We start from the raw sequence: 23191 nt of genomic DNA, 5'->3' as shown, positions 1-23191 counted from the left end.
TTCCTAGAATAGCCAGAGTCGGAACTCTAAAAGCTATATTCCTCCATTTTTATGTTGTAATTTATATAAATCTGATGCTAGTATCAACCACTAAATAAAAATAGGAACTAAAAGGATTTCATTCTGCTACTAACATTATGTTAATAGCCTATACATTTAAGGATTATTAATGAACAAAGGATGTTTACGGTTATTCTTAATGATTTGCGCTGCAAATGTATGGGCAAAGCATCATATCATCGATTTAACAGTTGCTTACGATACCTTTAATTTTACTGGGTACCCTGCACGAGCAATTGCTGTCAATCATCAGATTCCAGCCCCAACGCTTCGATTTAAAGAAGGGGATGAAGTCACTATAAACGTTCATAATCATTTAGATAAAGAAGCCGCAATTCATTGGCATGGGATTATTCTCCCTTGGCAAATGGATGGAGTCATGAACATTACGCAAAGGGGAATTCCTCCAGGAGCTACATTTCAATATCACTATACACTGCATCAATCAGGTACTTATTGGTATCATTCGCATGCAGGTCTTCAGGAACAAGAAGGCTTATATGGGGCTTATATCATCGAGCCTAAGTCTCCACCTCCTTTTAAATATAATAAAGACTTTGAAGTTGTTTTATCTGACTGGAAAAATACCAAGGCCGATCACATCCAAGCGAATTTAAAAAAAACAGGTGAATATTATGGTGTAAGATTTCCTTTACAGCCATCACTTCTACATTTTATTCAAACCTATAGTCAAGCTTCAAAAGAAGAGCGTAAAAAATTATTGATGGATTATAAAATGATGCAGTACATGCGTATGGGCATCTTTGATTTAAGCGATATTGCTTATGATACTTTTTTAATGAATGGCCATCCAACCTCTCGTCCATGGACACGTCAGGTTAAAGTGGGTGATGTTGTACGTCTGCGTTTTGTAGGGGCCGGTGCTAATACTTTTTTTCGCGTCAAAATACCTGGTGCTACCATGAAGATGGTTCATGTGCAGGGCAATGATGTTGTGCCCTATCCTGTAAAAGATTTTTTTATTGGTCCTGGAGAAACAAATGATATATTGGTCAAAATTGAACAAAACAAACCATACATCATTTATGCACAATCTTTTGATAAAGTTGGAAAAGCACTGGGCGCCTTAATTACAAACGCTAGTCAACCTGTTCTTTATGCAGAGGTTAAACCTTTTCCCGATCCAAAACCTACCACTCGTGGCAAAATGAAAAATGAAAAAAAGCGTGATTTAAAGCCAATGGCACACATGGGAATGCAGAGTGAACTTCACCATCAGCCGCGCATTAATACGATAGTGGCAGCCAATTTATTAACTGGAAGCCACGAGCAAACAAAACATCACCACAAGCAAAAAAATACAGTTACGATAGGTACCAAATATCAAAATTTAAAAGCAAAATATGAAACCAATGATCCTCGAAAGCCCATCTATAAAACGATTAATCTACAATTGTTCGGATTCATGGATCGCTTTATATGGTTTATTAATGGTGTTCCTGAATATAACGCCAAACCTATTAAACTATTGCCTGCAAAACGATATCGATTAGTTTTTATTAATAATTCCATGATGCATCATCCTATGCACTTGCATGGTCACTGGTTGATTCTCAGAAACGGTCATGGAAACCACGATCCTTTGCTACATACTATTGATATCCCGCCAGGCAGTGAAGTTACAGCTGATTTAGATACCGATGCTAGTGGTCAGTGGTTTTTCCATTGTCATATGCTAAATCACATGGCTTCTGGTCTTGCCAGAACATTTCAATATTCTTCTATTATTGAAATTGCGAAAGGCAAAGAACAACCAAAAAATATCATTAAACATACATCCTACTATAACCGTCCAATTGTTCGAGTAGATGAACTACGTCCTATTTCGTTGCCGATGGTGGAGCATCCAGTGCACACACACAATAAATTTTTTGCAGCATCCTTTATTGAATTCGGTGGTGATTTCTCCAAAAATCGACAAACACTGACTTATTATGGATTATATGGTCCTGATTTTAACAAATTACAGCTATATATTAATGATGCTGAGATGGAAAAGGGTAATATTTCCAACGCCGATATTGATATATTTTATTGGCGACAAATAAGCCAGTTTTGGATGATAAAAGGTGGCGCAAATTATTTTTATCGCCCATCAAAAACACCTTACTGGCAGCCTGGGATCGGTTTTGAAGGACTGATGTATTATTTTATCACTAACAATTCCAGGTTCTATTATCATAAAGAGAGTATTAAGGCGGATATTGAATTTGGTCGTAATACTCAGCTAACTAATAATTTATTTTTAGGTACTCTTTTCAGAGCTATTGCTGCAACGAAAACCATTCCAGAAGATGAAATTAGTAAAGGTCTTAATGAGACGCAATATGTGATTCGTCCAAACTACAGGCTTACACCAGGCATTTCTGCCTTTATGGAATACGAGTATACCAAATATCACAGTATCTTAAGAAATATCAGGCGAAGAAATGGAGAACCAGTAGCCGAAAATTCGCTTTTTTTTGGTTTAAATTTTATCATTTAATCCAAAACAGATTCTCGATATTTTAAATCAGAGTGGTATTTAAAAAGGAGTGAAAATGGAAAAACAAAATCAAAGGGGAAGTATGGGTTGGGGACGATTTGTTGCAATGATCACACTCTCTACTTTTATAATGTTCTTTTTGATGTACCAGCTTGTATATTCGTTTGACCATGCCATGTTTAGTTTAAACCGGATGATTGCTTCATTGGTAATGGGGTGCCTTATGTGTATTGTAATGCTAGGCTTTATGTGGTCTATGTATGAAGGTATAGTAATTAAAGTTAGTGTTATCATCGTCGCAGCAATAATAGGTGTTATCTTGTTGGTTATTAATCGAGGTCAGTTCGTTATCACTGATATCAGCTTCATGAAATCAATGATTCCTCATCACTCCATTGCTATAAATAACTCCAGAAAAGCAACCATTAGAGACCCTCGTGTTCGTAAATTGGCAGATCAGATAATAGAGGCTCAAGTCCGCGAAATAGCCGTGATGGAACTACTTATTAAAGATATTGAACAAAATGGCCCACGCGGTATGACAAAGCTTCCTCCTCGCTCAACTGAGATAACCTCTGAGATGGAGCAAGAGATCAGAAAAGCTGTTCAGTAGTAAGCAACAGTCCAAAAATATTTATAACAGCTTCTGATATACATTAAATTGAAATTGAATCGGTTCGATTAATCTATTTTCGTTGTAATGCCAGATAAATTTTCTGAGGCAAGCAATTAGCTGTTCAATACAAGAAAATCCGCTAGCACCATAAATTTTCCGCTTTAACCACTTCCAAAATAGCTCAATTGGATTATATTCCGGTGAATAAGGTGGCAAATAAAATAACTCAATCCATTCATGCTTTTTTACAAATTTCGCAACTATTTTGCTTCGATGAATAGAACCGTTATCAATAATCATCACTATTTTTTTATTCGGTTTAGCTTTATGTAATTGATGTAAAAACTGGATAAATACCTTTGAATTCCCTCTCTCTGCTTGTTTCCAGTAAAAAGTTTGTGTGCTTAAGCTCAGTGCACCAAATAATGTTTTACTCTCCCTATTTTTATTGGTGTGGGCCGATTTTTTTTTCTCCCCGTTTAAACCAACCTCGTTCAACATAAGGTTCATTGGAAAAGTGTGATTCATCAGCAAACAATACTTCTATTTCATGCTCCAACCCTTGTTTTTCAATGGTTGCTACCATTTTTTCAATGTGAGCCGCTTTTTCTTCTTTGGTCGGTGCATTTATCGGAGGCTTTTTAGAAAATCGCTTATATACCCATCCATGCTCATGAAGCGCACGTTTTACTGTTGTCGCACTGACAGAGTCAATCGTTTTCTTCAATTGATCTAATAGCAGATTAATTTGCCAGCCAGATTGTTGATAGCCATATTTTTTAGGGGATTCCTCCAGCAATTGATTGAGTTGTTTCCTTACTTCTTCCCTCAATTGATTTGGTCGGCCGCGTGAAGATTTATCCCTTAGTCCAGAAATTCCATAGCGTAGGTATCGTTTGATCCAACATCTTACTGTGTGGGGGTTACGAGCCATTTGCTCCGATATCTTATTAATACTTTTTCCCTCAGAGGACAGTAACACGTAGTGCGCTCGTTCTGCTGTATTCTTACCCGTTCGGGAATTTCTTAATTTAAATAACTCTTCCTTTTGTGCATCTGTTATAACTGCTGTGATAGCTTTTGGCATCCTTTCAATTCAACTACTCAATGAAAAACAGGGGCTACAATACACTATCTTCTTATTTTATAAAAGATTATGGTTGGTTGCTTATGAGATAAGTATTTTGCGTCAGAGCGCAAGTTCCGGAGCGCTACGCCAATTAATGTCTTTAAAGGGAACAGCGGAAAAAAGTCAAGACTGGTTCTTCTAAAAAAAAGAAGATACAATGCATTTCTGAAATTTCTATCCCAAGTCTTGCTTTTGTGGATAAGTTTTTTCAAACATCTCTCTATTAGCGCCTTGTTTCCTTCGTTCCTTCTTCAAGCCCTATGATTACAAAGGCTTATCACCTTTCAAATGCGAGAAATCACCTTGTCACTTATCCACAAAATCTGTGGATAACGATGTGTATAGAATGTTAGAGCGCTGATAAGTAAAGGAAAAACCCTACTGCCCAGACATTTTTCAATCTACGCCGATGCGAAGAGCACTACGCTGCTCATCTGCTTGCCAGATATTGGCGATATTGGCTTCTTGAAGGAGTTTATTGACATGCAAATGCTCCCAGGCCGCATGGCGGCAGGCAATTTGGGATTCTACCGGCAAGGACTCAAAGTCAATTCGCTCATCAGAGGTCATCACCTCAGTGATATCGATACTCCCAAATCGCTTGTGCTGCCAAAGAACGAAAGCATTCGGCCAGTAATAACGGAAGTGGACGGTCACTCGTTTCCGTACAAAAGGCAGTCGGTTTGATGCTGGGACATGTTATTCACTCCTTAAAATTACACGGCATGGTAGGGCAGTGTTTAAAAAAGACAAGACTGGAAAAACCGGCGCATTATCATTAAGCTTCGTACATGAAAACAAAAACAATATTGCCCTTCATTGTTCTTTTAACTTTGAGCCAGGTGTGCGATGCCACACCGCCTGCTAATTTCGCGCAAGCCAAAAAAATAGCAGCAGTCGTATTTAAGCCGCATCCTATCACGTTGTATTGCCAGTGCCATTACCAAAACAAGCAAATTGATTTGGCGAGCTGTCAGATGGATGCCGCCGCCGATAAAAAAACGAGCGTTGCGCCTGGAATGGGAGCATATGATGCGTGCGACACGAGGTCGCATAACAAACTGCTTTCATAATCAGGAAGAATATAGAAAGCCTGTTGTTTCGCCAGCAGTTCCCTATCTGGACATGCATCTGTGGCAACGCAGGGGTATGAAGCTCTAGAGACATTGTAACCGCGGATAACCGTAAGAGAAGCCGTAAGGTGACTCCGAAACTGCTAGCATCAAGCGGTGAGGTGCTTGGGATAAATGGTATGGCTAGCTTATGCAAACTTCTTATAAACACCGTCATGTTCAGAAAGCCAAAGATGCTGATAGGCTTTAACCAAAAGGTAAGTGGTCAAGATGCAGGTTTACATCATGCCGCATCGCGAATGTAGTGCCGCCGGTGAAGTGGAAGAGCCTAACCCATTTTGTTTGTTATGCGAAACGTGGAAACCCTGCAGTAGTCCTGAGAATAGGAAGGTACTCTGTAAAGATTGCTGATACTGCTGCAGGAATAGGAGGTTGGAAAAAGCGAAGGCATTGTTGTAATCGCAATGATACGGATTTAAATATTATCCGGCACGAAAGTGAGCCCACGTCCAACTGGTCTTAATCGCAAGATAGCTTGCAGAACCAATAGTATGAGGAAAAGCAAATGACGGCTAGAATTAAACACTCTACTGGTGCATCTTCAACAAGCGAACTCGATTGGAATGCCATCCCTTGGCATCAAGCTCAGAAGTTTGTACATCGGCTACAAGTGCGTATTGCGAAGGCTTATAAAGAGGGTAAACACGGCAAAGTTAAATCCTTGCAATGGCTGCTCACTCACTCCTTTTACGCTAAAGCATTGGCTGTAAAACGAGTTACCCAAAATAAAGGAGGAAAAACAGCCGGGATTGATAAAATAGTATGGAGCACACCAAAGCAAAAGATGAGAGCCATAAAATCGCTAAAGCGGCGAGGGTATAAACCATTACCTCTTCGGCGAATTATGATTCCCAAAAAACAAAAAGGAACATTTCGTCCTCTTAGCATTCCGGTGATGAAATGCCGTGCCCAGCAGGCTTTATATGTTTTAGCACTTATTCCCATCTCCGAAGCAATAGCGGATAAAAGTTCTTTTGGATTCAGGCCTTTAAGATCAACAGCGGATGCTATCGAGAGATGCTTCAAAATTCTCTCTCATAGGCATTCTGCAAAATTTATCTTAGAGGGGGATATCAAATCATGCTTCGACAGTATTTCGCACCAATGGCTTATTAACAATGTGCCCATGGATAAAGACATACTGAAGAAATGGCTAACGGCAGGATACATGGCGGAAGGAACCTTATTTCCTACCTTAGAAGGCACTCCACAAGGCGGCATCATTTCACCAATATTATTGAACATTACATTGAGTGGACTAGAAAAAGCCATCACTGATGGTAAAGATGATAGGCTTAATAAAGTTCATACTGCCATCTATGCAGATGATTTCATTGTATCTGGGGCAAGCAAAGAACTATTGGAAGAAAAGATAAAGCCAAGGATTGAAGCATTCCTTGTTGAGCGGGGCCTAACATTATCTCCAGAGAAAACTAAAATTACGCATATAGACAACGGATTTGATTTTCTCGGCGCTAACATAAGAAAATTCAATAACAAACTTATTATAGTGCCCGCTAAGGACAGCATTAAAAGTTTCCTAAAAGACATTAGGACAACGATAAAATCGAATCCAACCTTATCTGCTGAAAAACTTATCTACTTGTTAAATCCTAAAATTCGCGGGTGGACAAATTATCACAGAACAATATGCGCAAAAGAAACTTTTTCTAAAGTTAGCCATCTTATCTTTTTTGCAATCTGGAAATGGGCCAGAAGACGTCATCCAAATAAAGGAACTGGGTGGATACTTAAGAAGTACTTCCGTTCCGATTCCAAACGAAATTGGATATTCTCTACTACCGTCAAGGACAAGGATGGAAAGACGACCTATCTCGACATTGTCGAGCCAACGAGAATACTTATCAGACGTCATATCAAAATCAGAGCTGAAGCATATCCATTTGACCCAAAATTCAAAGAATATTTTGAAAAGAGGAAGCAACTTAAAAACAAACGGATCGCTGCTGAACCCTTAAATAAAATGGTATAAGCTGGGTCATTTATATGGCCTTATAAAGGCTTGAGCGGAGTGCGGTGAAAGTCGCACGCTCCGTTCTTAGGGGACGGAGTCGCAGCAATGCGACTCTGTTACCCGACCTGCCGAAAATTTTGGTCGGCAGTTCGCCTGTTGGCGGGTACCGCTTTGCCATCATGCCAACGGCACACCTTATAAAGGGCGGGCTTGTTGTGAAAAAATAGAGCCACGATTTCGCCTGGCGGAAGCTGAGCTTTATAACTTATGGCCAGAGGTGGGACTGTTAAATCAGCTCCGTTCTAATTATCGCTATGCCGAGCTCCCTGGTAAACCAAAAACCTACGGCTGTGAGTTTTATGTGGATAGCGCTACACGTCGCATTGAGCCAGCCGATGCGGTAAAAGGGCTTGTTGCACGCGCAAATCTTTTTATGGCTGACCGGTATGGCATTGCATTAAGTAGCGCACAACAACAATTATTTATTGCCTGGCATCGGCAGTTTCCACCAAGCGCCTGGGAAAAAGAGTGGGCCGTTCAAGTGGCCGGCATTGAGGGCTACTCCAATCCCTGGATTGATGCGGTTCCTTAGATCCTAATGGATGATAAAACGTTGGGATTTTCATGATCTAAGTCAGAGGTGAGCTCCGTGGTCACTCGGTCTTTAAGTTGAGATTTCAGCGCGATAAAATCGTTAGTCCTGATTGTAAGTAATGCGTTCATAGCATTCAAATCGCTGGCGGGCTCGTCCCCCACGCATACCTTTTTTAACCACAGACCTATATTAGAGCCTTTATAGACTGCAAATGTAACAGACAGTTGAGGAATGATGCTAAACCAACTTTGGATTTTGTCCGTGTATAGATTAAGGAACTGTTTCGATGGGCTTGGCTGAGCGACGAACTGGGGTAGTGGGAAAAACCTTCCATGGGAGCAGTATTCATCCACTATATGCATCGGTAACAGCTTTTGCGCTCTACCTACCCCTTCTATCCATTGTCTATCGATACTATCCCAATCCTTTTCTCCTGTCGCAGTGATCAAATCAACTTGGGTTTGCAGTTCTTTAATGAGCGTGTTTTTGAGATCGAAATGGCTCTCAGTAATTGTTTTCCCTTCTAGCGTGTAAGTAACTCCCTTTTTGCGTAGATTCTCGTATTGATGACTCAACAGGCAAAGTACTGAATTGCCTTTTTCATTTTTCGGAATGCACTCGAGCATTAGTGTCCACATATGTTTATCCAGCGCCCAGAGCGCATATTCAAAAGGACTGATGTTGAAAAATGTACGACCAGAGCAGTCGGTGACGGACCATTTTTCATAAATTAAATTGAAATTGTTTTCTAGGGCCGCTTTAACTTGCTCATGCTCACCATGCACTACATGAAGCAAGAGCTTGCGCACAGCCAGTTCGGTTTTAAAGAAGTTAAATTGCTTTTTAGATGTTAATGCAAAATTTAATAGTGTAACGCTTGAACAATGCCTCGCTATTTCCTTTTGCAATTTTAAATTTAATAATACCTCAGAGGACTTAATTTGATTTTGCATGCCCGTTAACTCTTTTCTGAAATGAGTAATTATAATTCAATTAATTGATAATTAATACATCATTGTATTTTTGTTTGTCACTATGCTTGTAATTATAACGATTAGTAGGATTTGGCAGTGGATTGAAGCTTTAGAAAAAGCATAAGCAAAAAAAGCACTGACCTCATGTGTTTATAGTGGCTAACGGACTTTTATCGGTCATTTGACAGCCAGTATGGCTTTACTATACTTAAAGTGTAGGCAGTTGAAACGCGAAAGCGTTCTCAGATGCTTGCATCAGAAACCACCTTAGGGTGGTTTTTGTTTTTCTGTCGCAAGCATCGGAGAAACCATGGGCTTAGGGCAGTATCGCGCCAAACGCAATTTTTCCCGCACCTGTGAACCTCAGGGCAGTGACTCTTTCACTAATCAGTTCCGCTTTGTTATCCAAAAGCATCAAGCCTCCCATCTGCATTATGACTTTCGCTTAGAGCTTCAAGGCGTTTTAAAAAGCTGGGCGGTGCCAAAGGGGCCGAGTTCTAATCCCGCTATCAAACGCACCGCTTTTCAAACAGAAGACCATCCATTGGATTACGCGGAATTTGAAGGGGAAATCCCTAAAGGGGAATATGGTGCGGGCACGGTAATACTATGGGATAACGGCATTTGGGAGCCGTTCGATGACAATCCCATTGGCAGTTTCTATAAAGGGCATTTACGATTTAGCTTACACGGTGAGAAACTCCAGGGGGATTGGGAGCTCATTCGTAGTGCAAAGGAAAACACCTGGCGACTAGTGAAGATGAACGATGAGTTTAGTGACTTCAATCCCATCCCTATTGTGGAGCGAATGCCGGCGAGTGTATTAAGCGGCTTAACGCTTGAACAGTTCACTGATAACCCACAAGCGAAGCCACAATTAGTTCATCGAAGCGCCAAACAACGAATCGATGAGCGCCTGGCTCGAGTACCCAATGAGGCAATGCCTGAGAAAATGTCACCTCAGCTCACCACACTGGCAGATACACCGCCAACAGGGGATGCCTGGCTTCATGAAATCAAATGGGATGGTTACCGGATGCTGGCCTTTAAAAAGGGTGATGCGGTACGTATTATATCTCGCAATCACATCGACTGGACAGTGTCCTTCCAGGTAATTGCCGATAAAATTCGTCTGCTTCCGTTTGAAAACCTCATTCTCGATGGCGAAATGGTCATTTTTGATGAATCCAATCGCGCGAGCTTTCAGTGCATGCAAAATGCCATTGATGCCGGTTCCCATTCACCATTTCGTTATTATTGTTATGACATGCCGTATTACCACAGTAAAAGCTTACTATCTTTGCCGCTTATTGAGCGTAAATCGCTACTAAAAGCAGTACTTCGCCAGGCACCAAGTGCTATTCGCTACAACGACCATATTATTGGCGAGGGCCGTGAGGTGTTCGCCAATGCCTGTCGTTTGGGCCTTGAAGGCATTGTGTCTAAATTAGCGGATAGCCCTTATCAGACCAAACGCAGCAAAAGCTGGCTTAAAATCAAATGCGTCAAACGCCAAGAATATGTTATCGCGGGATTTACACCGCCGCAGGGGGCCAGGCGTTATTTTGGCTCTTTATATTTAGGGGTTTTTAATGAGAAAGGGAAGTTGGAGTACAGCGGCAATGTGGGTACGGGGTTTACGGAAGCTTCGTTAAAAACAGTTTATCAGGCATTACTGCCGCTGGTTATTGAAAAAAATCCCTTCACCACCAATCCACCGGGTTGTCGCACCGCCACTTGGGTTAAACCGGAATTAGTCGCTGAGGTGGAATTTAGCGAATGGACTAAAGAAAGTAATTTAAGGCATCCGAGTTTTAAGGGGCTTCGGCGTGATAAGACCGCAAAGACGATTCACCGGGAAGAAACGCTTCCGGTCTCGTTGCTTGAAAAGGTAGTACCTGAATCAGCGAAGCCATCTGAAAAATCCCGCGTTCGTCTGAGTCACCCGGAAAAACTTCTTTACCCAGAGGATGGGATTAGCAAACAGCAGCTGTATGATTACTATGAAGCGGTGGCTGAATGGATGTTGCCCTTCATTCGGGAACGTCCGCTCACCTTGTTACGTTGTCCTGGGGGTTATCAGCAGTGTTTTTATCAAAAGCATCGAACGGCTTCTTCAAGCCCTGCATTAAAACCGATTCCAATTCAAGACAAAAAAAACCGGCAATGGGAGGACTATCTTACGGTGGAGGATGAAAAAGGGCTTTTAAGTTTAGTGCAAATGGGGGTATTGGAAATTCATCCCTGGGGCAGCACCATTGCTCACCTGGAACAAGCGGATGTTATCGTCTTCGATTTAGATCCTGCCCCCGATGTGGCCTGGAAAGAGGTAGTTCTTGCGGCTCAAACCGTGCGCCATTACCTCAACACAATGCAATTGACCTCCTTTGTAAAAACCACCGGCGGCAAGGGCTTGCATGTGGTTGTCCCTATTCTGCCCGAACACGATTGGGAGGCGATTAAACGCTTTACCAAGGCGTTTGTCGAAACACTGGAAACCATCGCACCTGATCGTTATGTCAGTAACATGGCCAAGAAAAAGCGCCAAGGGAAACTCTTTATCGATTATCTGCGCAATCAATGGGACACCACCGCCATCGCCCCTTATTCTACCCGAGCCCGCCCAAAGGCGCCGGTGGCAGTGCCGCTTCATTGGGATGAATTAACCGACCAGTTTGAGGATACGTTTTATACCCTTCACTCATTACTGAAACGGCTTCACACTTTGCGAGAAAACCCCTGGCAGTCTTTTTTTACGCTTCATCAATCCCTGGATTTGGATTGAAAAGCGGATTGTACCCTTTGTATCTGATTGCGGTCTTTGCACTACTGGCTTGCTTAGTCACTTAGAGCAAAGAAGGAGGCTTCCTCGGTGTCCGGTGACAATAGAAGGGTTTCGCATTGTTCAATCAATGCCTTTAAGGCCTCTTCTGCGGAGGGAAATGTTTCTTCTGCTTTTAAGTGGCGGTCGTAGTCAGTTCTATACAGCGCGTGACCTGATTCACCGGTTATAATCTCTTCGATGCGTTCTTTTTGAATTGAAATATCCAGTGGAAATGTGCCCTCATCGGCATCGTGCTGTGCTTGTGAAAGCCAGTATACTGTATCACCAATGCTTAACATCCTTGTTCTCCTTGTTATGGAAGCGTTTCTTTGCCTAAACGCTTGTCTTGATAGTGCCGACCTCGATTGAATTACTGCATTCGATAAAAATTGGAAAGTCGTTGCGTCGGATTGCTTAAAAGCGCCATCGCTTGTTGCTTTAAAGCGTTCAATGCGTCTTCTTTACATTTAAATACCTCATCCAGGCCAAAAGCGAAACGGGCAGTCACGATAGGATTTTGATGAGGGGTATGCGTGCGAATGTCTTGGATAGTCTCTTTTACAATCGCAATCGATAAAGGGAATAAACCAAAATCTGGGGTGTGTTGTTTCTGGCCTAGCCAGTACACGGTCTCGCCGATTTGCCATTCCATAGACACTCCTTGTCTTTAAAAGGAATTTTGCGGTACAGATAATGGTGGCTTAAACGCGAAAGAAAATCCAGTGCATGGATGTTTGAAATTGTAGGGCCTCAAAAATCATTCTGTCATGGAGGCATCAGTCGGCAGAACTTCAATGCAATCGTCCCCCTTATACAGTGCGGAATTCATTTTAGGCGTCACGGGATGGCAGACGAGCTCAACCGACTGTGGTTGATGGAGTAAGTTACTCACTTCCTCAGTGGAAAACGGGGCAGGGGAGAGCCATTTTGCTTGCTGGGTCTCGTTTAAAAACCAGGGCATTCGGTCATGGAGTTGACTGACCAGTTCGTTAGGGGAGGTGGTCAGTAAGCAGCAGGAAGGAATAATCAGGTCTGGCTCAGGCTCAAAGCGCTCCCAAATGGCAGCGACCGCTAAAAGGGCATTGTCTTTCTGATGAATGTAATAGGGTTGTTTGACGGTTTTATTGTCTTTAGGGTGATGCTGCCATTCAAAAAAACCATTCATAATTAAAAGGCAGCGCCGGTATTTAATCGCTTGTTTAAAGGCCGGCTTTTCGGCGGCTTGTTCAGCGCGTGCATTAATGAGCAGCATTGATTTTTTGCTTTTCGCATACCAGGGCACAATGCCCCAGCGCATTTGCACGGCCTTTAAGCCTTCTTCAGTGGGAATAAGGCAAAGGGCGGCCTCCGTTGGCGCGACATTGCGACTTTGGGGTAAAGGCTCAACCGTTGTGACTTCAAATTGCTGTTTTAGTTTCTCGATATCGGTGTCGACAGAAAATCGGCCGCACATGGTAATTCCTCCAAAGACTCTTTAATCCTAGTCAACGGTGTTTTCCTTGTCCACTGATGGCCAGTTCCACAAATACCAGAGGCTAATCTTTGATCAATTAGGATGCCCTATAGTTCATCCATTATTTGGGGATTGTTTGTACTTAGTAATTAAATCCTTCAAAGTCTCTTCTAAAGTCCATTTGTGCTGAAAAGACGTTAGCGTGAGTAAGGTGTTAAGGTTAGGGCAACGTTGTTCAATATCCACATAATCGACCCCATAAGCCTCTTCATAAGGGATGTGAACAATTGTAGAGTTACTATTTGAGTAACTTTTTGTTAATTCCGCCAGATTATTGATAGAGATTTCTCTATTATTTCCAATATTGATACTCTTACCAATACTCGCAGGAGTATTGATAAGTAAATCAAGAGCCGCTACCACATCCCTTACGTCACAAAAAGAGCGGGTCTGATGGCCATCACCAAAAACAGTAATTGGCTCATTCTCACAAGCTTGTTTTATAAAACGTGGAACAACCATCCCGTATTGCCCTGTCTGCCTGGGGCCAATTGTATTAAATATTCGGGGTAGTATGACAGGTATATTTTTTTGATAAAAATAGGCGTACCCGATTATTTCCTCAGTTAGTTTACTTATGGAATAAGTCATATGGGAGTTTGTAAGAGGTTTCAAATTTAGGGAACTACTTTCGCACAGCCCTTTTGAATCACCATAAACAGCAGATGAGGAAACAATGACCGTAATAGGTTTTTTTTGAGCCTTATCGATTGCCTGTAGCAAATGGTTGCAGGCAATAATATTATTATTTATTACAGCGATTGGATCATGTAAGACTTTAAACATTCCAACCGATGCGGCTAGATGGAAAATCACATCTGCCCAACTCACTGTATCTTGCAAGTTTGGCCAAGTCAATAAATCGGTTTTCTCAAATGTAAATGAATGATGCTGTTTGAATTCATTGATATTTTCAATTTTTCCAGTGTCTAAATTGTCAACGCATACAACCTTATGCCCTTTTCCAAGATAGTATTGGGCAAGATGAGAGCCAATAAAACCGCAGCCACCAGTGATTAGTATGTTCATCTAGAATCCTTATTTCTTGGAACTATTTTAAATGCTGCTTATGTCAATATTGCTCTGGATTATAGGCAATGAAGCTGTTGAGAGCGAACTTGATTTTTTCCGCTTTTCTTTGCTTCATACAATGTTTTATCGGCTACTGAAATGATTTGCTCTACGTCTTCCTCTGGGCAGCTTGGGGACACACTCACGATACCAATACTCAGTGTAGTTGCATTCGACACTTCAGATTGAACTTTATTTTGTAATTTCTGGCATACTAGAATAGCGTCCTCCAGTGAGGTGTTCGACAGAATAGTAGCAAATTCATCTCCCCCAATCCGAAAAGAAGTATCATTTGCTCTCTGGGCAGAATTTTTTATGGCTGCAGCTAAATTCTTTAAAAACAAATCACCTGAGGGGTGGCCATAGTTGTCATTAAGTCGTTTAAAGTCATCAACGTCGATTAACACCAAGTTAATTGGATGATGATTGCGTTTGGCTCTAGCAAACTCTTCACTTAGTCTTTGGTCAAAATATCGCCGATTATAAAGGCCCGTCAGTGAATCGGTGATAGATAAACGCTTGATTTCAATAAGTGCTTCCTCTTTTTCTTTGGTTAATCGAATAGTGTTTTGTAAAATTTTAGATTGGGATTTTGCTGTAATGAGTAACATGAGAACAAATAAAGAGAACATCGTCGCTAAAATACTGTGATTAAATCCACCCAACCAATAGTTGTAAACGATTAGAGGTAAAAACATCGGTAATAAATACGCACAGTAGGCAGGAAGATAAACGGATAATGATGCGAGAGCTCCTGATGCCATTCCCCCGAGAACCAAGGTTATGATATTTTGGTTCATTTTTAAAAAGTAAGGATAAAATACTAGATAAGAGCTCCCCCACAAGGCACCCATTAGGAATGTCAAGGCCATAAAGATGTGTAGGGCTCGCTTTTGCTGAGGAAGATAACGCTTTGATTTAATACAATACTTACTATACAGCAAGCGTACTATGCTTAAAAAGATGACAGCAAGTAACCAGGTCATCACCCAATGAAGTGGTGCTTGTCGGTAGAGTAGATAGAAGGATATCAATACCGATAATAAGCCATTGAAAGGGATTGACCTAAGAGAGCTTTCCAGTAATAACAAAAAGCACTCGTCTTGTAGTGGAGAGCGATTTGGTTTCATGTTCTCTGCATTAACCTTTTTATTTTTTTAATTAATGTTACCGATGGATTATTTTCTATTAGAGTTAACTCCTATTATCAATTATAGCCTGTATACCACCTCGTTTCTTCGGCGGTGTTCTGGGTAAAGCATGGACGAACCGAGCTATTCATATCATTGTTCTTGTTCCAAAGGTTGACTCAAACAAGCTATCACAGGATGTTGTAATAAAAATAAACAAGTCGTTGCTACCCATTGCAAAACTATAGTGTTGTGATAGGTCTTTATTAAACCGGGGGCAGAATTTTTTAAAATTTCAAAAAGTGCATGAAGCTCAGTGTAGTGACTGAGGGAAACACTAAATAAACACTCCTCAACATGGAAAAAATCTCTATACGCTTGATTATTTAAAATCATAGTCCCTTCTGTATCACAGAGAAAGGCAGGATATGGGTATTCTTCAATGAAGTGCAAGCTCATAGTTGCTCTGGAGTAAGAGACTAAAGAATAAATAGTACTAATAAAACGAATGTTATACTAGATACACTCAATTGAATGATAGTATGGGTCTTGTACTGGTTTGAATTTACGGCCTACAAGAAGCTGGTCTGTATTTATTTGCTAAAGTTCCCCCGGTGCAAGTCCAAGTCAAATCACCATTTGCATTTAGAGTAGGCGTTAATAGGATGGTACCGCCTCCGGCAGCTGCTGTATAAGTAATTGTTATCACTCCAGTATTTGCTGCAATGGTGATGGAGGAAACGTTTGCCGTAGCGGCCGGCGAGACATACCCAGTAGCGGCTTGAGAGGTGGGAAGTGCATTTCTAGCTATTGTGGTTTCGGCGACTGCCGCTTTAGCAGAGGAGGCTAAACTTAAGCCCTCTGTCACTCGAGCGCGAATCGTATAATCTTGATAAGCAGGGATTGCAATAGCTGCTAAAATTCCTACGATAGCCACAACAATCATTAACTCAATCAGTGTAAATCCCTTATGTTTTTTCATCTCATTATCCAAATCCTGTGACACTTCCGAAGTAATCATTAAAATGATAAACAGAACCACCACGCGATGGTTCTGTGCGATTGTCTTTTTGGAACTATTTGCAACTCCCAATGTAATAATAGTACAAGGCTTGGCAACCGCTGTTTCAGCATGCGTACCAGCCAAGCCGAGACTGCCAAGCCAAGGACGATGAAGAAGTAGCGTTGCCAACCGCCCGCGCCTGCCAGAAAGCTGAATGCGGCCCCCGGATTCAGTACATGAACGAAATTGAAGAATGGCGTGACTTCGACCTGTTCGCCATAGGCATACGTGCGGACGACGGCGAGCTTGGCGAACTGGTCGGCCATGAAGGCGCACACGGCCACCACATACCAGACCGAGGCCGACGTGTGGCGAGCCGTCTGCCACGTGGGAGCGACAAGCGGTATCAGCCGTCCGGCAAGAACGGTGCTGCCCAATCCTAGACACCAGCCCGCCAGCACATCAGCCGGGAAGTGCATTCCAGCAGCAATGCGCGACCATCCGACCAAGACGGCATAAAGCACCAAACCGACGCGGCCACGGCGACCCATCAAAGGCCAAAGCGCGCCGATAACTAACGCCGAATAGGTAGCATGCCCACTGGGCAGGCTGTAGTGCCGCTCATGCTCACTGATGATGCGCACTAACTCGCCGAAGACGGCGGGCGGACGCGGGAAGTCGAGCCACAGCTTCAAGACAGTGGCGGCCAGCAAGGCCAGCAGGAAGGCGGTGCCAAAAACAATGAGCCGATGCCAAACTGCATCAGCGCGGGCTAAATTGGTTGCTGACTTCGACCACCACCACAGACCCAGCAGCGTCAAGGGCGCTGTCCAGTAATTGCCTACGAGGCTGAAGAACCACACCAGCGGTCCCAGCGCGGCAGGCGTTCCCGCATTGATGACCTGGAACAACGCGACGTTCAGACCATACCAGTCATAGAGAATGAATTTCCAGTTCATCGGCGCAACAGCCTCAAGCCATTGCCCACGACAAGCAAGCTGGCTCCCATGTCGGCAAACACGGCCATCCACATGGTCGCGTGACCAGTGAAGGTGAGTACCAGAAACACCGCTTTAATGCCCAGTGCCAGCACGATGTTTTGCATCAGTACCTGAGCCGTCGCACGTGACAGGCGCACAAAAGTCGGAATCTTGCGCAAGTCATCGTCCATCAGGGCGACGTCCGCCGTCTCAATGGCCGTGTCGGTGCCAGCGGCCCCCATTGCAAATCCGATGTCAGCACGTGCCAACGCCGGGGCATCGTTGATACCGTCGCCGACCATCCCGACCTTGCCAGTCTGCGCCAGTTGTTCGACCTCGCGCAGTTTGTCCTCTGGCAGCAAATTGCCCTGCGCCCGATCAATCCCGGCTTGTGTGGCAATTGCCTGCGCGGTGTGCGGGTTGTCGCCAGTCAGCATCATGGTGTTGATGCCGAGCGCATGCAGCTCGCCGATAGCGCTCCTGCTGCTGTCCTTGATGGTGTCTGCCACCGCGATCAGGGCTTGCGCACGCTTTGTGCTCACCAGGATCACTACAGTTTTGCCTTCGCGCTCCATCGCAGCGATGCGCTGCTCCAATTCAGGTGGACAATGCCCCAGCTCTTCGAGCATCCGATGGTTGCCAAGGTGATAGGTCACACCGTCAATGCTGCCTCGCACGCCACGACCGGGCAGTGCAACGAACTCGGCAACATCGTGTAGCGCAACCCCTTCGGCATGCGCTGCCTGCGCTATGGCTTTGGACACGGGATGGTCAGAGCGAGCCGCGAGACTGGCGGCAATGCTTCGGCTGCTGGCTGGTAGCGCATCGCCCCACGCGACGAAATCGGTTTGCGCAGGTTTGCCGTGCGTGATCGTGCCGGTCTTGTCCAGTGCCAGCCAGCGCAGCTTGCGGCCTTCTTCCAGATAGACGCCACCCTTGATAAGAATGCCGTGCCGCGCCGCCGCCGCCAAGCCGCTAACGATGCTGACCGGTGTGGAGATTACCAGCGCGCACGGGCAGGCGACGACCAGCAAAACCAGCGAGCGGTAAATCCAGTCCAGCCACGCTGCGCCCATGAATAGCGGGGGAATCAGTGCGACCGCAACCGCCACACCGAATACGGTTGGCGTGTACCAGCGTGCAAACTGATCGACAAAGCGTTGAGTAGGTGCGCGGCTACCTTGGGCAGCTTCCACCGCGTGGATAATGCGGGCCAATGTGGAGTTGCTGGCCGTGGCCGTAACGCGATACTCAAACGAGCCGGATTCGTTGATGGTGGCGGCGAACACCAGATCACCAGGCGCTTTTTCAACTGGCAGGCTTTCACCAGTGATCGGCGCTTGGTTGACCGTAGAGCGTCCTTCCAGCACTTCGCCATCGAGGGCGATACGCTCACCCGGCTTGACCCGAACCCGGCTGCCGATGGCGACCTGCTTGGCATCCTCTTCGCGCCACGAACCATCCGGCTGCTGCACCGTGGCTTGTTCCGGGGCAAGGTCGAGCAGGCCACGAATGGCGTTGCGAGCACGGTCCAGCGACTTTGCCTCGATCACTTCAGCGAGTGCAAACAGCACCATCACCATCGCTGCTTCCGGCCAGTGACCGATCAACATGGCGCCCGTGACGGCTATTGACATCAGGGCGTTCATGTTGAGGTTGCGGTTCTTGAGCGCAATCCAGCCCTTCTTGTAGGTGGAAAGGCCGCCCGCGAAGATCGCGACGAGCGCCAGAACAACGACTGACCAATGGTTGCCGTTGTGGAACCAGTAGACGGCTTCCGCAGCCAATGCAGCCGCCAAGGAGATGCCAAGCGGCCCCCAGTTGGTAGATGCGACTGTCGATATCGCCGGCGAGGCGTTGGCTTCCTCCGCATTGAGCACTTGCGCCTCGAAGTTCAGAGATTTCAGCGCGGCCAATACTTCCGGCAGGGTGTGGGCAGCATGGCGCACGGACAGGGTGCGCTGCATCAGGTTGAAATCGAGATTGGTCACCCCGGCTACCGTGGCAAGCTTGTTGCGGATCAGCGCTTCTTCGGTTGGACAATCCATCTTGGCGATGACCAGCTTGGTCGTCTGCTCGTCAGAAGCTTTATCCATGCGCACGGCCTGCATGCCGATGGCCTTCAAGGCTTGCTCAACCGGAGTCAACGATGGCAGTTCATGCCGCACGGCCAAGGTGCGCTGCATCAGGTTGAAGTCAAGCCCGACCACGCCCGGCAGCGCGGCTAGCTTGCTTCGGATCAGCGCCTCTTCCGTGGGGCAATCCATGTTCTCGATGCGGTAGACCGCTTGGGCCGATTCAGCCGTTAGCTGGGCTTGCGCAGGGGGCTGGCTGATCGGCACGGTCGAGCAGCCGCACCCCTTTGAACCGCATTCGCTCATGACAATTCCTTTACGCAGATTTCTGTATTGCTCATTAAAGACCCTATAGCTACTATAGAGTCAAGTTTTAAATGAGGATGAAATATGGAAATCAGGATTGGTGAACTTGCCAAGCGGACAAGGTGCGAGATCGTCACCATCCGCTATTACGAGAAGGAGGGGCTATTGCCAAAGCCAGCGCGCAGCGGCGGCAACTTCCGGCTATACGGTGACGCTCACGTCGAGCGCTTGCAGTTCATCCGCCATTGCCGTTCGCTCGACATGACGCTGGGAGCAATCCAGGCATTGCTGGACCTGCGAGATAACCCGAATCAGGATTGCGGCGAGGTCAATGCGCTACTGGATGGCCATATCCAACAAGTAGAGGCCCGCGTGGAAGCGTTGTTACAGTTGAAGAAACACTTGGCCGTTTTGCGCGAGAGGTGCTCAGGCGCTCGACAGGTAGAAGCATGCGGCATCTTACAAGGGCTGGCAGATTGTTGTAGCCAGGCCGTTTCCGCCTCAAATGCGCCTGTGGCGTGACCTGCCAACTGCATGATCGAGCTTTCGCTTAGCGTGCTTTATTTTCCGTTTTCTGAGGCGACCCCATCCAGCATGGACTTTACGCAGTAATTTGGATAATAACCCTATGGTATGGATGATTATGGTGAATGGTTTTATTATCGATGCCAGAAGAGCCACCTATGAAATCCAAGAGCAAGCATATAGAGCCGGCATTATTCCTTATATTCCCTCAAACAAAACAACTGCTTAGGTAATTAAGTTGTCAATATTTGATATATATCAAAAAAGGATATACAATACTGTTATGGTCTGGAAAATAATAATACCAACCAAAGTTGGAAAAAAATATTAAAGCTACCAAAATCGGTTCAGGCTGCCGTGTTATTGTTGGTTCGCCATCTTGAACATCATGGCCCAGCGACTGGTGGGGGTTGGAAAAATTATAGCAAGTTACAAGGTATGCCTGGAGATAAACGCCACTGCCATCTGAGTAAAGGGAAACCAACTTATGTATGCTGTTGGGAAGTTATCGATAAAAAATTGAAAATTACGGAAATATATTATGTCGGCACTCACGAAAAAGCACCATACTGATGATGTTGCCAAAATATCTTGGCATGGGGGACTTTATGCGGTTCCAATTGAAGTGATGGAACGTTATAAAGTTACATCTGATGATAAGTACATTTCGATTGATGATCTATTTAGTGATTTGACTCAAGAATCTGGTGAACCAGGTATGTTATTAAAAGGCTTAAGATATCGGGAGGGATTGAGCCAGATTGATTTTGCTAAAAAATTAAACGTCAGTCAAACCAATCTTTCTGCCATGGAAAATGGAAGACGTGCTATCGGTAAAGAACTTGCGAAGCGAATCGCTGATCTTTTTGAAGTAGATTACCGAATCTTTCTATGAAACGGTATTTTTAAATTTTTGCGTCAGGGCGCAAGTTCCGGAGCGCTAGGCCTAAGAGGACTTTTTTCGGTTATAAAGTACAAAGGCCAGAGAATAATTTTTCGAATCAGATAGCTTTTAAATCCTGGCCTTTTAGCAAAGAGAGCAAATTGGGTTTCTTCTTTCCATTGTCGAAAACCTTTCAGGACAATCCGTGTTATGCGTAGATTGATTAAGATCCCCAAGAGGTAAATGACAGCAACAATTTCGAAGGCTCCCATCTCTTTATCCCTATAACACGTTATGACGGGGGATTCTAACTAAATAAAGAGACTCAATCAATTCTCTCCACTGTTGGCTTAGCGGCAGGGGTCGTTCTTCAGGAATCTCATTCATTGTTTGCTTGTAAATTGAAGAGCGCGACGCTCCTTACTCCGAAGAGTTTAGCACATTACCCATAAGACGTCGTCCACCATAGAGCAGCCTCTCACTCCGAACTCTTCTTCTGGTGGAGTGGTTGGGGCGGAGGGATTTTCTATTAACTAATTAGGGTAATGTGCTAAACTTTTTATAAAAAGGATAGGGTATGAGTAGTGCATCACAAGTCATTTCTTGTTTTAAAAAGGTGCTAACGGCAGGAGAGGACTTAAGGCATCATCTGATTTCCCTGGATACGAACGCGGTATGGATTAACACGCCACTAACCCGCGATTTTATAAATGACTCCTCTCATCTTGCAGCGGCTATTCTGGATTTTTATCCGCTCATTGATAACAATCCGCAGTCTACTAGCGCTTATCAAGGGGCCATTGGCGGCACCCAAGCCACTTTGCGATTAGCCGAAACGTTTAATTCGGCAAAAGATTTGTTTTGTTTAGCCGCCAGGGCTTATATGAAAGAACAGAAACAACGAGAAACAGTCATTATCCATGACCTATTGAGAAATGCCGGTTTTCCACCCATAAAATTACGCCAAGTCTATCGACATGTTCCTATTGTTAATTTTCATCCGAGGCTCATAAGTTTCTGTATGCTACGGCATAATTCTAAGATTAAGATTTCCCAGCTCGAGGCTCAGGAGCGTTTAGCTAAAGCTGGGAAGGGGCTTCATATTGACGTACAACTAAATAAGCTACGTCAGCAAGATAACCTTGTCATTCATCGAGAAACGGCCTCCATATGGGCCGCCAATATCAGTACCTTTAAGGAAATATCAAACCGAGTAACAACTCATAAGATATTAACTTCATTGCCGATAATTTACCCTCATGATACTCGATATCCTTTCCCTCAAGTAAAATACAGTGAGAGCCGGGCGCGCAATGCACGCCGTGATAAATGCATGGAAGATGATGTGTTTTTGAAATCCATCCATGCTTATCGATATGTCAAGTAGTTTTCAGTCATCGATTGAGCGAACATGACCTTCGCAGTGTGTTGGTTTAAATTACAGAAACGGGGCAAATGCGAACAGAAATGTAGGGAATTTTACAAACCAGCTCGCAGAATTAAAAATAAGGATTAGTCATTTTGAGCTATTTATAGAATGAAGTGGTCAACTCCATAAATTTTCCAGGAAGGGTAGGGCTTAGAAGTCTCCTTGAGAGCAAAAAAGAGTTTTATAAATGGGGGGCAAACAATTGGCGCTAAACCTAAGTACCAAAAGCTTTTAATTGATCTATTTTTTAAAAGGGTAACAAAAAGTTTGAATGTTAGCGTTTTTTTTCTGAACGATGCCTGCTTCGTTTGAACAGGCATGAAACGCCTCACTCTCAACAGTATTGCTAATTGTAATTAATGTCTTAAACTCGGCACCGAACCCAATATTTCATTGCTCCTCTTAAAGCTTGTCTTGGTTAAGGCTTAAGCCCGCAGTTTGGAAGCACACCAGTTTATGGATTA

23 protein-coding genes are annotated in these 23191 nt (G+C 44.2%); 10 read left to right on the top strand and 13 right to left on the bottom strand.

Features of this window, described 5'->3' with window-relative positions; translation table 11 throughout:
• Positions 1–169 precede the first annotated feature (169 nt).
• Both DYH42_RS16190 and DYH42_RS16185 read left to right on the top strand, forming a co-directional pair.
• Positions 170–2566 (top strand): multicopper oxidase domain-containing protein, encoded by a 2397-nt coding sequence (locus DYH42_RS16190; protein WP_058524231.1) that lies wholly within the window; start codon positions 170–172, stop codon positions 2564–2566.
• A gap of 55 nt (positions 2567–2621) precedes the next feature.
• A complete protein-coding gene (locus tag DYH42_RS16185; RefSeq protein ID WP_058524230.1) occupies positions 2622–3179 on the top strand; it encodes a DUF305 domain-containing protein in 558 nt (185 codons plus the stop codon).
• A 21-nt stretch (positions 3180–3200) separates the two neighbouring features.
• Here the strand turns inward: DYH42_RS16185 and DYH42_RS16180 are convergent, their stop codons facing one another.
• The 3 genes from DYH42_RS16180 to DYH42_RS16480 all read right to left on the bottom strand — a co-directional run bounded on the left by DYH42_RS16180 (position 3201) and on the right by DYH42_RS16480 (position 4968).
• Positions 3201–3683 (bottom strand): IS630 family transposase, encoded by a 483-nt coding sequence (locus DYH42_RS16180; protein WP_058524229.1) that lies wholly within the window; start codon positions 3681–3683, stop codon positions 3201–3203.
• Positions 3628–4269, bottom strand: coding sequence for an IS630 family transposase (locus tag DYH42_RS16175; RefSeq protein ID WP_058524228.1), 642 nt, complete (start codon positions 4267–4269; stop codon positions 3628–3630). The genes DYH42_RS16180 and DYH42_RS16175 overlap by 56 nt, the downstream gene beginning before the upstream one ends.
• Positions 4270–4707: 438 nt before the next feature.
• Positions 4708–4968: a hypothetical protein gene (locus tag DYH42_RS16480; RefSeq protein WP_058524227.1), complete on the bottom strand. Its 261-nt coding sequence runs from the start codon at positions 4966–4968 to the stop codon at positions 4708–4710.
• Positions 4969–5102: 134 nt separating this feature from the next.
• On the opposite strand from DYH42_RS16480, the gene DYH42_RS16170 reads away from it, so the two are divergent.
• The 3 genes from DYH42_RS16170 to DYH42_RS16160 all read left to right on the top strand — a co-directional run bounded on the left by DYH42_RS16170 (position 5103) and on the right by DYH42_RS16160 (position 8011).
• Complete coding sequence (locus DYH42_RS16170; RefSeq protein ID WP_058524226.1) at positions 5103–5384, top strand: HNH endonuclease family protein; 282 nt, start codon at positions 5103–5105, stop codon at positions 5382–5384.
• A gap of 565 nt (positions 5385–5949) precedes the next feature.
• The gene (gene ltrA / locus DYH42_RS16165; protein ID WP_058524225.1) at positions 5950–7437 is read left to right on the top strand and encodes a group II intron reverse transcriptase/maturase; all 1488 of its coding nucleotides are present in this window, start codon (positions 5950–5952) and stop codon (positions 7435–7437) included.
• Between the two features lie 205 nt (positions 7438–7642).
• Positions 7643–8011, top strand: coding sequence for an endonuclease (locus tag DYH42_RS16160; protein WP_337589143.1), 369 nt, complete (start codon positions 7643–7645; stop codon positions 8009–8011).
• Here DYH42_RS16160 and DYH42_RS16155 read toward each other — a convergent pair.
• Positions 8008–8967 carry a hypothetical protein gene (locus tag DYH42_RS16155; RefSeq protein ID WP_058524223.1) on the bottom strand — a complete coding sequence of 320 codons (960 nt, stop codon included), beginning with the start codon at positions 8965–8967 and terminating at the stop codon, positions 8008–8010. The two genes, DYH42_RS16160 and DYH42_RS16155, sit on opposite strands and share 4 nt — an antisense overlap.
• A 331-nt stretch (positions 8968–9298) precedes the next feature.
• On the opposite strand from DYH42_RS16155, the gene ligD reads away from it, so the two are divergent.
• The gene (gene ligD, locus DYH42_RS16150; protein ID WP_115317200.1) at positions 9299–11773 is read left to right on the top strand and encodes a DNA ligase D; all 2475 of its coding nucleotides are present in this window, start codon (positions 9299–9301) and stop codon (positions 11771–11773) included.
• A gap of 53 nt (positions 11774–11826) precedes the next feature.
• Here the strand turns inward: ligD and DYH42_RS16145 are convergent, their stop codons facing one another.
• The 9 genes from DYH42_RS16145 to DYH42_RS16105 form a co-directional block, all read right to left on the bottom strand.
• The gene (locus DYH42_RS16145) at positions 11827–12111 is read right to left on the bottom strand and encodes a hypothetical protein (RefSeq protein WP_058508229.1); all 285 of its coding nucleotides are present in this window, start codon (positions 12109–12111) and stop codon (positions 11827–11829) included.
• Positions 12112–12182: 71 nt separating this feature from the next.
• Positions 12183–12464 (bottom strand): hypothetical protein, encoded by a 282-nt coding sequence (locus DYH42_RS16140; protein ID WP_058508228.1) that lies wholly within the window; start codon positions 12462–12464, stop codon positions 12183–12185.
• Between the two features lie 105 nt (positions 12465–12569).
• Positions 12570–13265 carry an SOS response-associated peptidase gene (locus DYH42_RS16135; protein ID WP_058508227.1) on the bottom strand — a complete coding sequence of 232 codons (696 nt, stop codon included), beginning with the start codon at positions 13263–13265 and terminating at the stop codon, positions 12570–12572.
• Between the two features lie 114 nt (positions 13266–13379).
• Positions 13380–14354: an NAD-dependent epimerase/dehydratase family protein gene (locus tag DYH42_RS16130; RefSeq protein WP_058508226.1), complete on the bottom strand. Its 975-nt coding sequence runs from the start codon at positions 14352–14354 to the stop codon at positions 13380–13382.
• A gap of 59 nt (positions 14355–14413) precedes the next feature.
• Positions 14414–15526: a GGDEF domain-containing protein gene (locus DYH42_RS16125; RefSeq protein ID WP_065232819.1), complete on the bottom strand. Its 1113-nt coding sequence runs from the start codon at positions 15524–15526 to the stop codon at positions 14414–14416.
• A 153-nt stretch (positions 15527–15679) separates the two neighbouring features.
• Positions 15680–15985, bottom strand: coding sequence for a hypothetical protein (locus DYH42_RS16120; protein WP_058523797.1), 306 nt, complete (start codon positions 15983–15985; stop codon positions 15680–15682).
• A gap of 106 nt (positions 15986–16091) precedes the next feature.
• Positions 16092–16508, bottom strand: a complete 417-nt coding sequence (locus tag DYH42_RS16115; protein WP_058523800.1) for a pilin — start codon at positions 16506–16508, stop codon at positions 16092–16094.
• Positions 16509–16546: 38 nt separating this feature from the next.
• Complete coding sequence (locus tag DYH42_RS16110) at positions 16547–17488, bottom strand: phosphatase PAP2 family protein (RefSeq protein ID WP_083503128.1); 942 nt, start codon at positions 17486–17488, stop codon at positions 16547–16549.
• Positions 17485–19890, bottom strand: a complete 2406-nt coding sequence (locus tag DYH42_RS16105) for a heavy metal translocating P-type ATPase (RefSeq protein ID WP_058523796.1) — start codon at positions 19888–19890, stop codon at positions 17485–17487. The genes DYH42_RS16110 and DYH42_RS16105 overlap by 4 nt, the downstream gene beginning before the upstream one ends.
• Positions 19891–19974: 84 nt before the next feature.
• Between DYH42_RS16105 and cadR the strand changes: the two genes are divergently transcribed.
• The 4 genes from cadR (at position 19975) to DYH42_RS16080 (ending at position 22685) form a co-directional block, all read left to right on the top strand.
• Entirely contained in the window at positions 19975–20412 is a 438-nt protein-coding gene (gene cadR / locus DYH42_RS16100; protein WP_003052301.1) for a Cd(II)/Pb(II)-responsive transcriptional regulator, read from the top strand.
• Positions 20413–20518: 106 nt separating this feature from the next.
• Complete coding sequence (locus tag DYH42_RS16880) at positions 20519–20644, top strand: hypothetical protein (protein ID WP_256595726.1); 126 nt, start codon at positions 20519–20521, stop codon at positions 20642–20644.
• Between the two features lie 312 nt (positions 20645–20956).
• Positions 20957–21310, top strand: coding sequence for a helix-turn-helix transcriptional regulator (locus DYH42_RS16090; RefSeq protein WP_058523794.1), 354 nt, complete (start codon positions 20957–20959; stop codon positions 21308–21310).
• A 565-nt stretch (positions 21311–21875) separates the two neighbouring features.
• Positions 21876–22685 carry a hypothetical protein gene (locus DYH42_RS16080; RefSeq protein WP_058523792.1) on the top strand — a complete coding sequence of 270 codons (810 nt, stop codon included), beginning with the start codon at positions 21876–21878 and terminating at the stop codon, positions 22683–22685.
• Positions 22686–23191: the final 506 nt, after the last annotated feature.

This window comes from Legionella birminghamensis, assembly GCF_900452515.1.
GTDB classification, from domain to species: Bacteria; Pseudomonadota; Gammaproteobacteria; order Legionellales; family Legionellaceae; genus Legionella_C; species Legionella_C birminghamensis.
This window is presented reverse-complemented; position numbering and strand designations above follow the sequence as displayed.

Excerpts from the sequence above, each read along its gene's own strand:
- DYH42_RS16190 (WP_058524231.1), top strand. The coding sequence starts at position 170 with ATGAACAAAGGATGTTTACGGTTATTCTTAATGATTTGCGCTGCAAAT.
- DYH42_RS16185 (WP_058524230.1), top strand. The coding sequence starts at position 2,622 with ATGGAAAAACAAAATCAAAGGGGAAGTATGGGTTGGGGACGATTTGTT.
- DYH42_RS16180 (WP_058524229.1), bottom strand. The coding sequence starts at position 3,683 with ATGTTGAACGAGGTTGGTTTAAACGGGGAGAAAAAAAAATCGGCCCAC.
- DYH42_RS16175 (WP_058524228.1), bottom strand. The coding sequence starts at position 4,269 with ATGCCAAAAGCTATCACAGCAGTTATAACAGATGCACAAAAGGAAGAG.
- DYH42_RS16170 (WP_058524226.1), top strand. The coding sequence starts at position 5,103 with ATGAAAACAAAAACAATATTGCCCTTCATTGTTCTTTTAACTTTGAGC.
- ltrA (WP_058524225.1), top strand. The coding sequence starts at position 5,950 with ATGACGGCTAGAATTAAACACTCTACTGGTGCATCTTCAACAAGCGAA.
- DYH42_RS16155 (WP_058524223.1), bottom strand. The coding sequence starts at position 8,967 with ATGCAAAATCAAATTAAGTCCTCTGAGGTATTATTAAATTTAAAATTG.
- ligD (WP_115317200.1), top strand. The coding sequence starts at position 9,299 with ATGGGCTTAGGGCAGTATCGCGCCAAACGCAATTTTTCCCGCACCTGT.
- DYH42_RS16145 (WP_058508229.1), bottom strand. The coding sequence starts at position 12,111 with ATGTTAAGCATTGGTGATACAGTATACTGGCTTTCACAAGCACAGCAC.
- DYH42_RS16140 (WP_058508228.1), bottom strand. The coding sequence starts at position 12,464 with ATGGAATGGCAAATCGGCGAGACCGTGTACTGGCTAGGCCAGAAACAA.
- DYH42_RS16135 (WP_058508227.1), bottom strand. The coding sequence starts at position 13,265 with ATGTGCGGCCGATTTTCTGTCGACACCGATATCGAGAAACTAAAACAG.
- DYH42_RS16130 (WP_058508226.1), bottom strand. The coding sequence starts at position 14,354 with ATGAACATACTAATCACTGGTGGCTGCGGTTTTATTGGCTCTCATCTT.
- DYH42_RS16125 (WP_065232819.1), bottom strand. The coding sequence starts at position 15,526 with ATGAAACCAAATCGCTCTCCACTACAAGACGAGTGCTTTTTGTTATTA.
- DYH42_RS16120 (WP_058523797.1), bottom strand. The coding sequence starts at position 15,985 with ATGAGCTTGCACTTCATTGAAGAATACCCATATCCTGCCTTTCTCTGT.
- DYH42_RS16115 (WP_058523800.1), bottom strand. The coding sequence starts at position 16,508 with ATGAAAAAACATAAGGGATTTACACTGATTGAGTTAATGATTGTTGTG.
- DYH42_RS16110 (WP_083503128.1), bottom strand. The coding sequence starts at position 17,488 with ATGAACTGGAAATTCATTCTCTATGACTGGTATGGTCTGAACGTCGCG.
- DYH42_RS16105 (WP_058523796.1), bottom strand. The coding sequence starts at position 19,890 with ATGAGCGAATGCGGTTCAAAGGGGTGCGGCTGCTCGACCGTGCCGATC.
- cadR (WP_003052301.1), top strand. The coding sequence starts at position 19,975 with ATGGAAATCAGGATTGGTGAACTTGCCAAGCGGACAAGGTGCGAGATC.
- DYH42_RS16880 (WP_256595726.1), top strand. The coding sequence starts at position 20,519 with ATGGTATGGATGATTATGGTGAATGGTTTTATTATCGATGCCAGAAGA.
- DYH42_RS16090 (WP_058523794.1), top strand. The coding sequence starts at position 20,957 with ATGTCGGCACTCACGAAAAAGCACCATACTGATGATGTTGCCAAAATA.
- DYH42_RS16080 (WP_058523792.1), top strand. The coding sequence starts at position 21,876 with ATGAGTAGTGCATCACAAGTCATTTCTTGTTTTAAAAAGGTGCTAACG.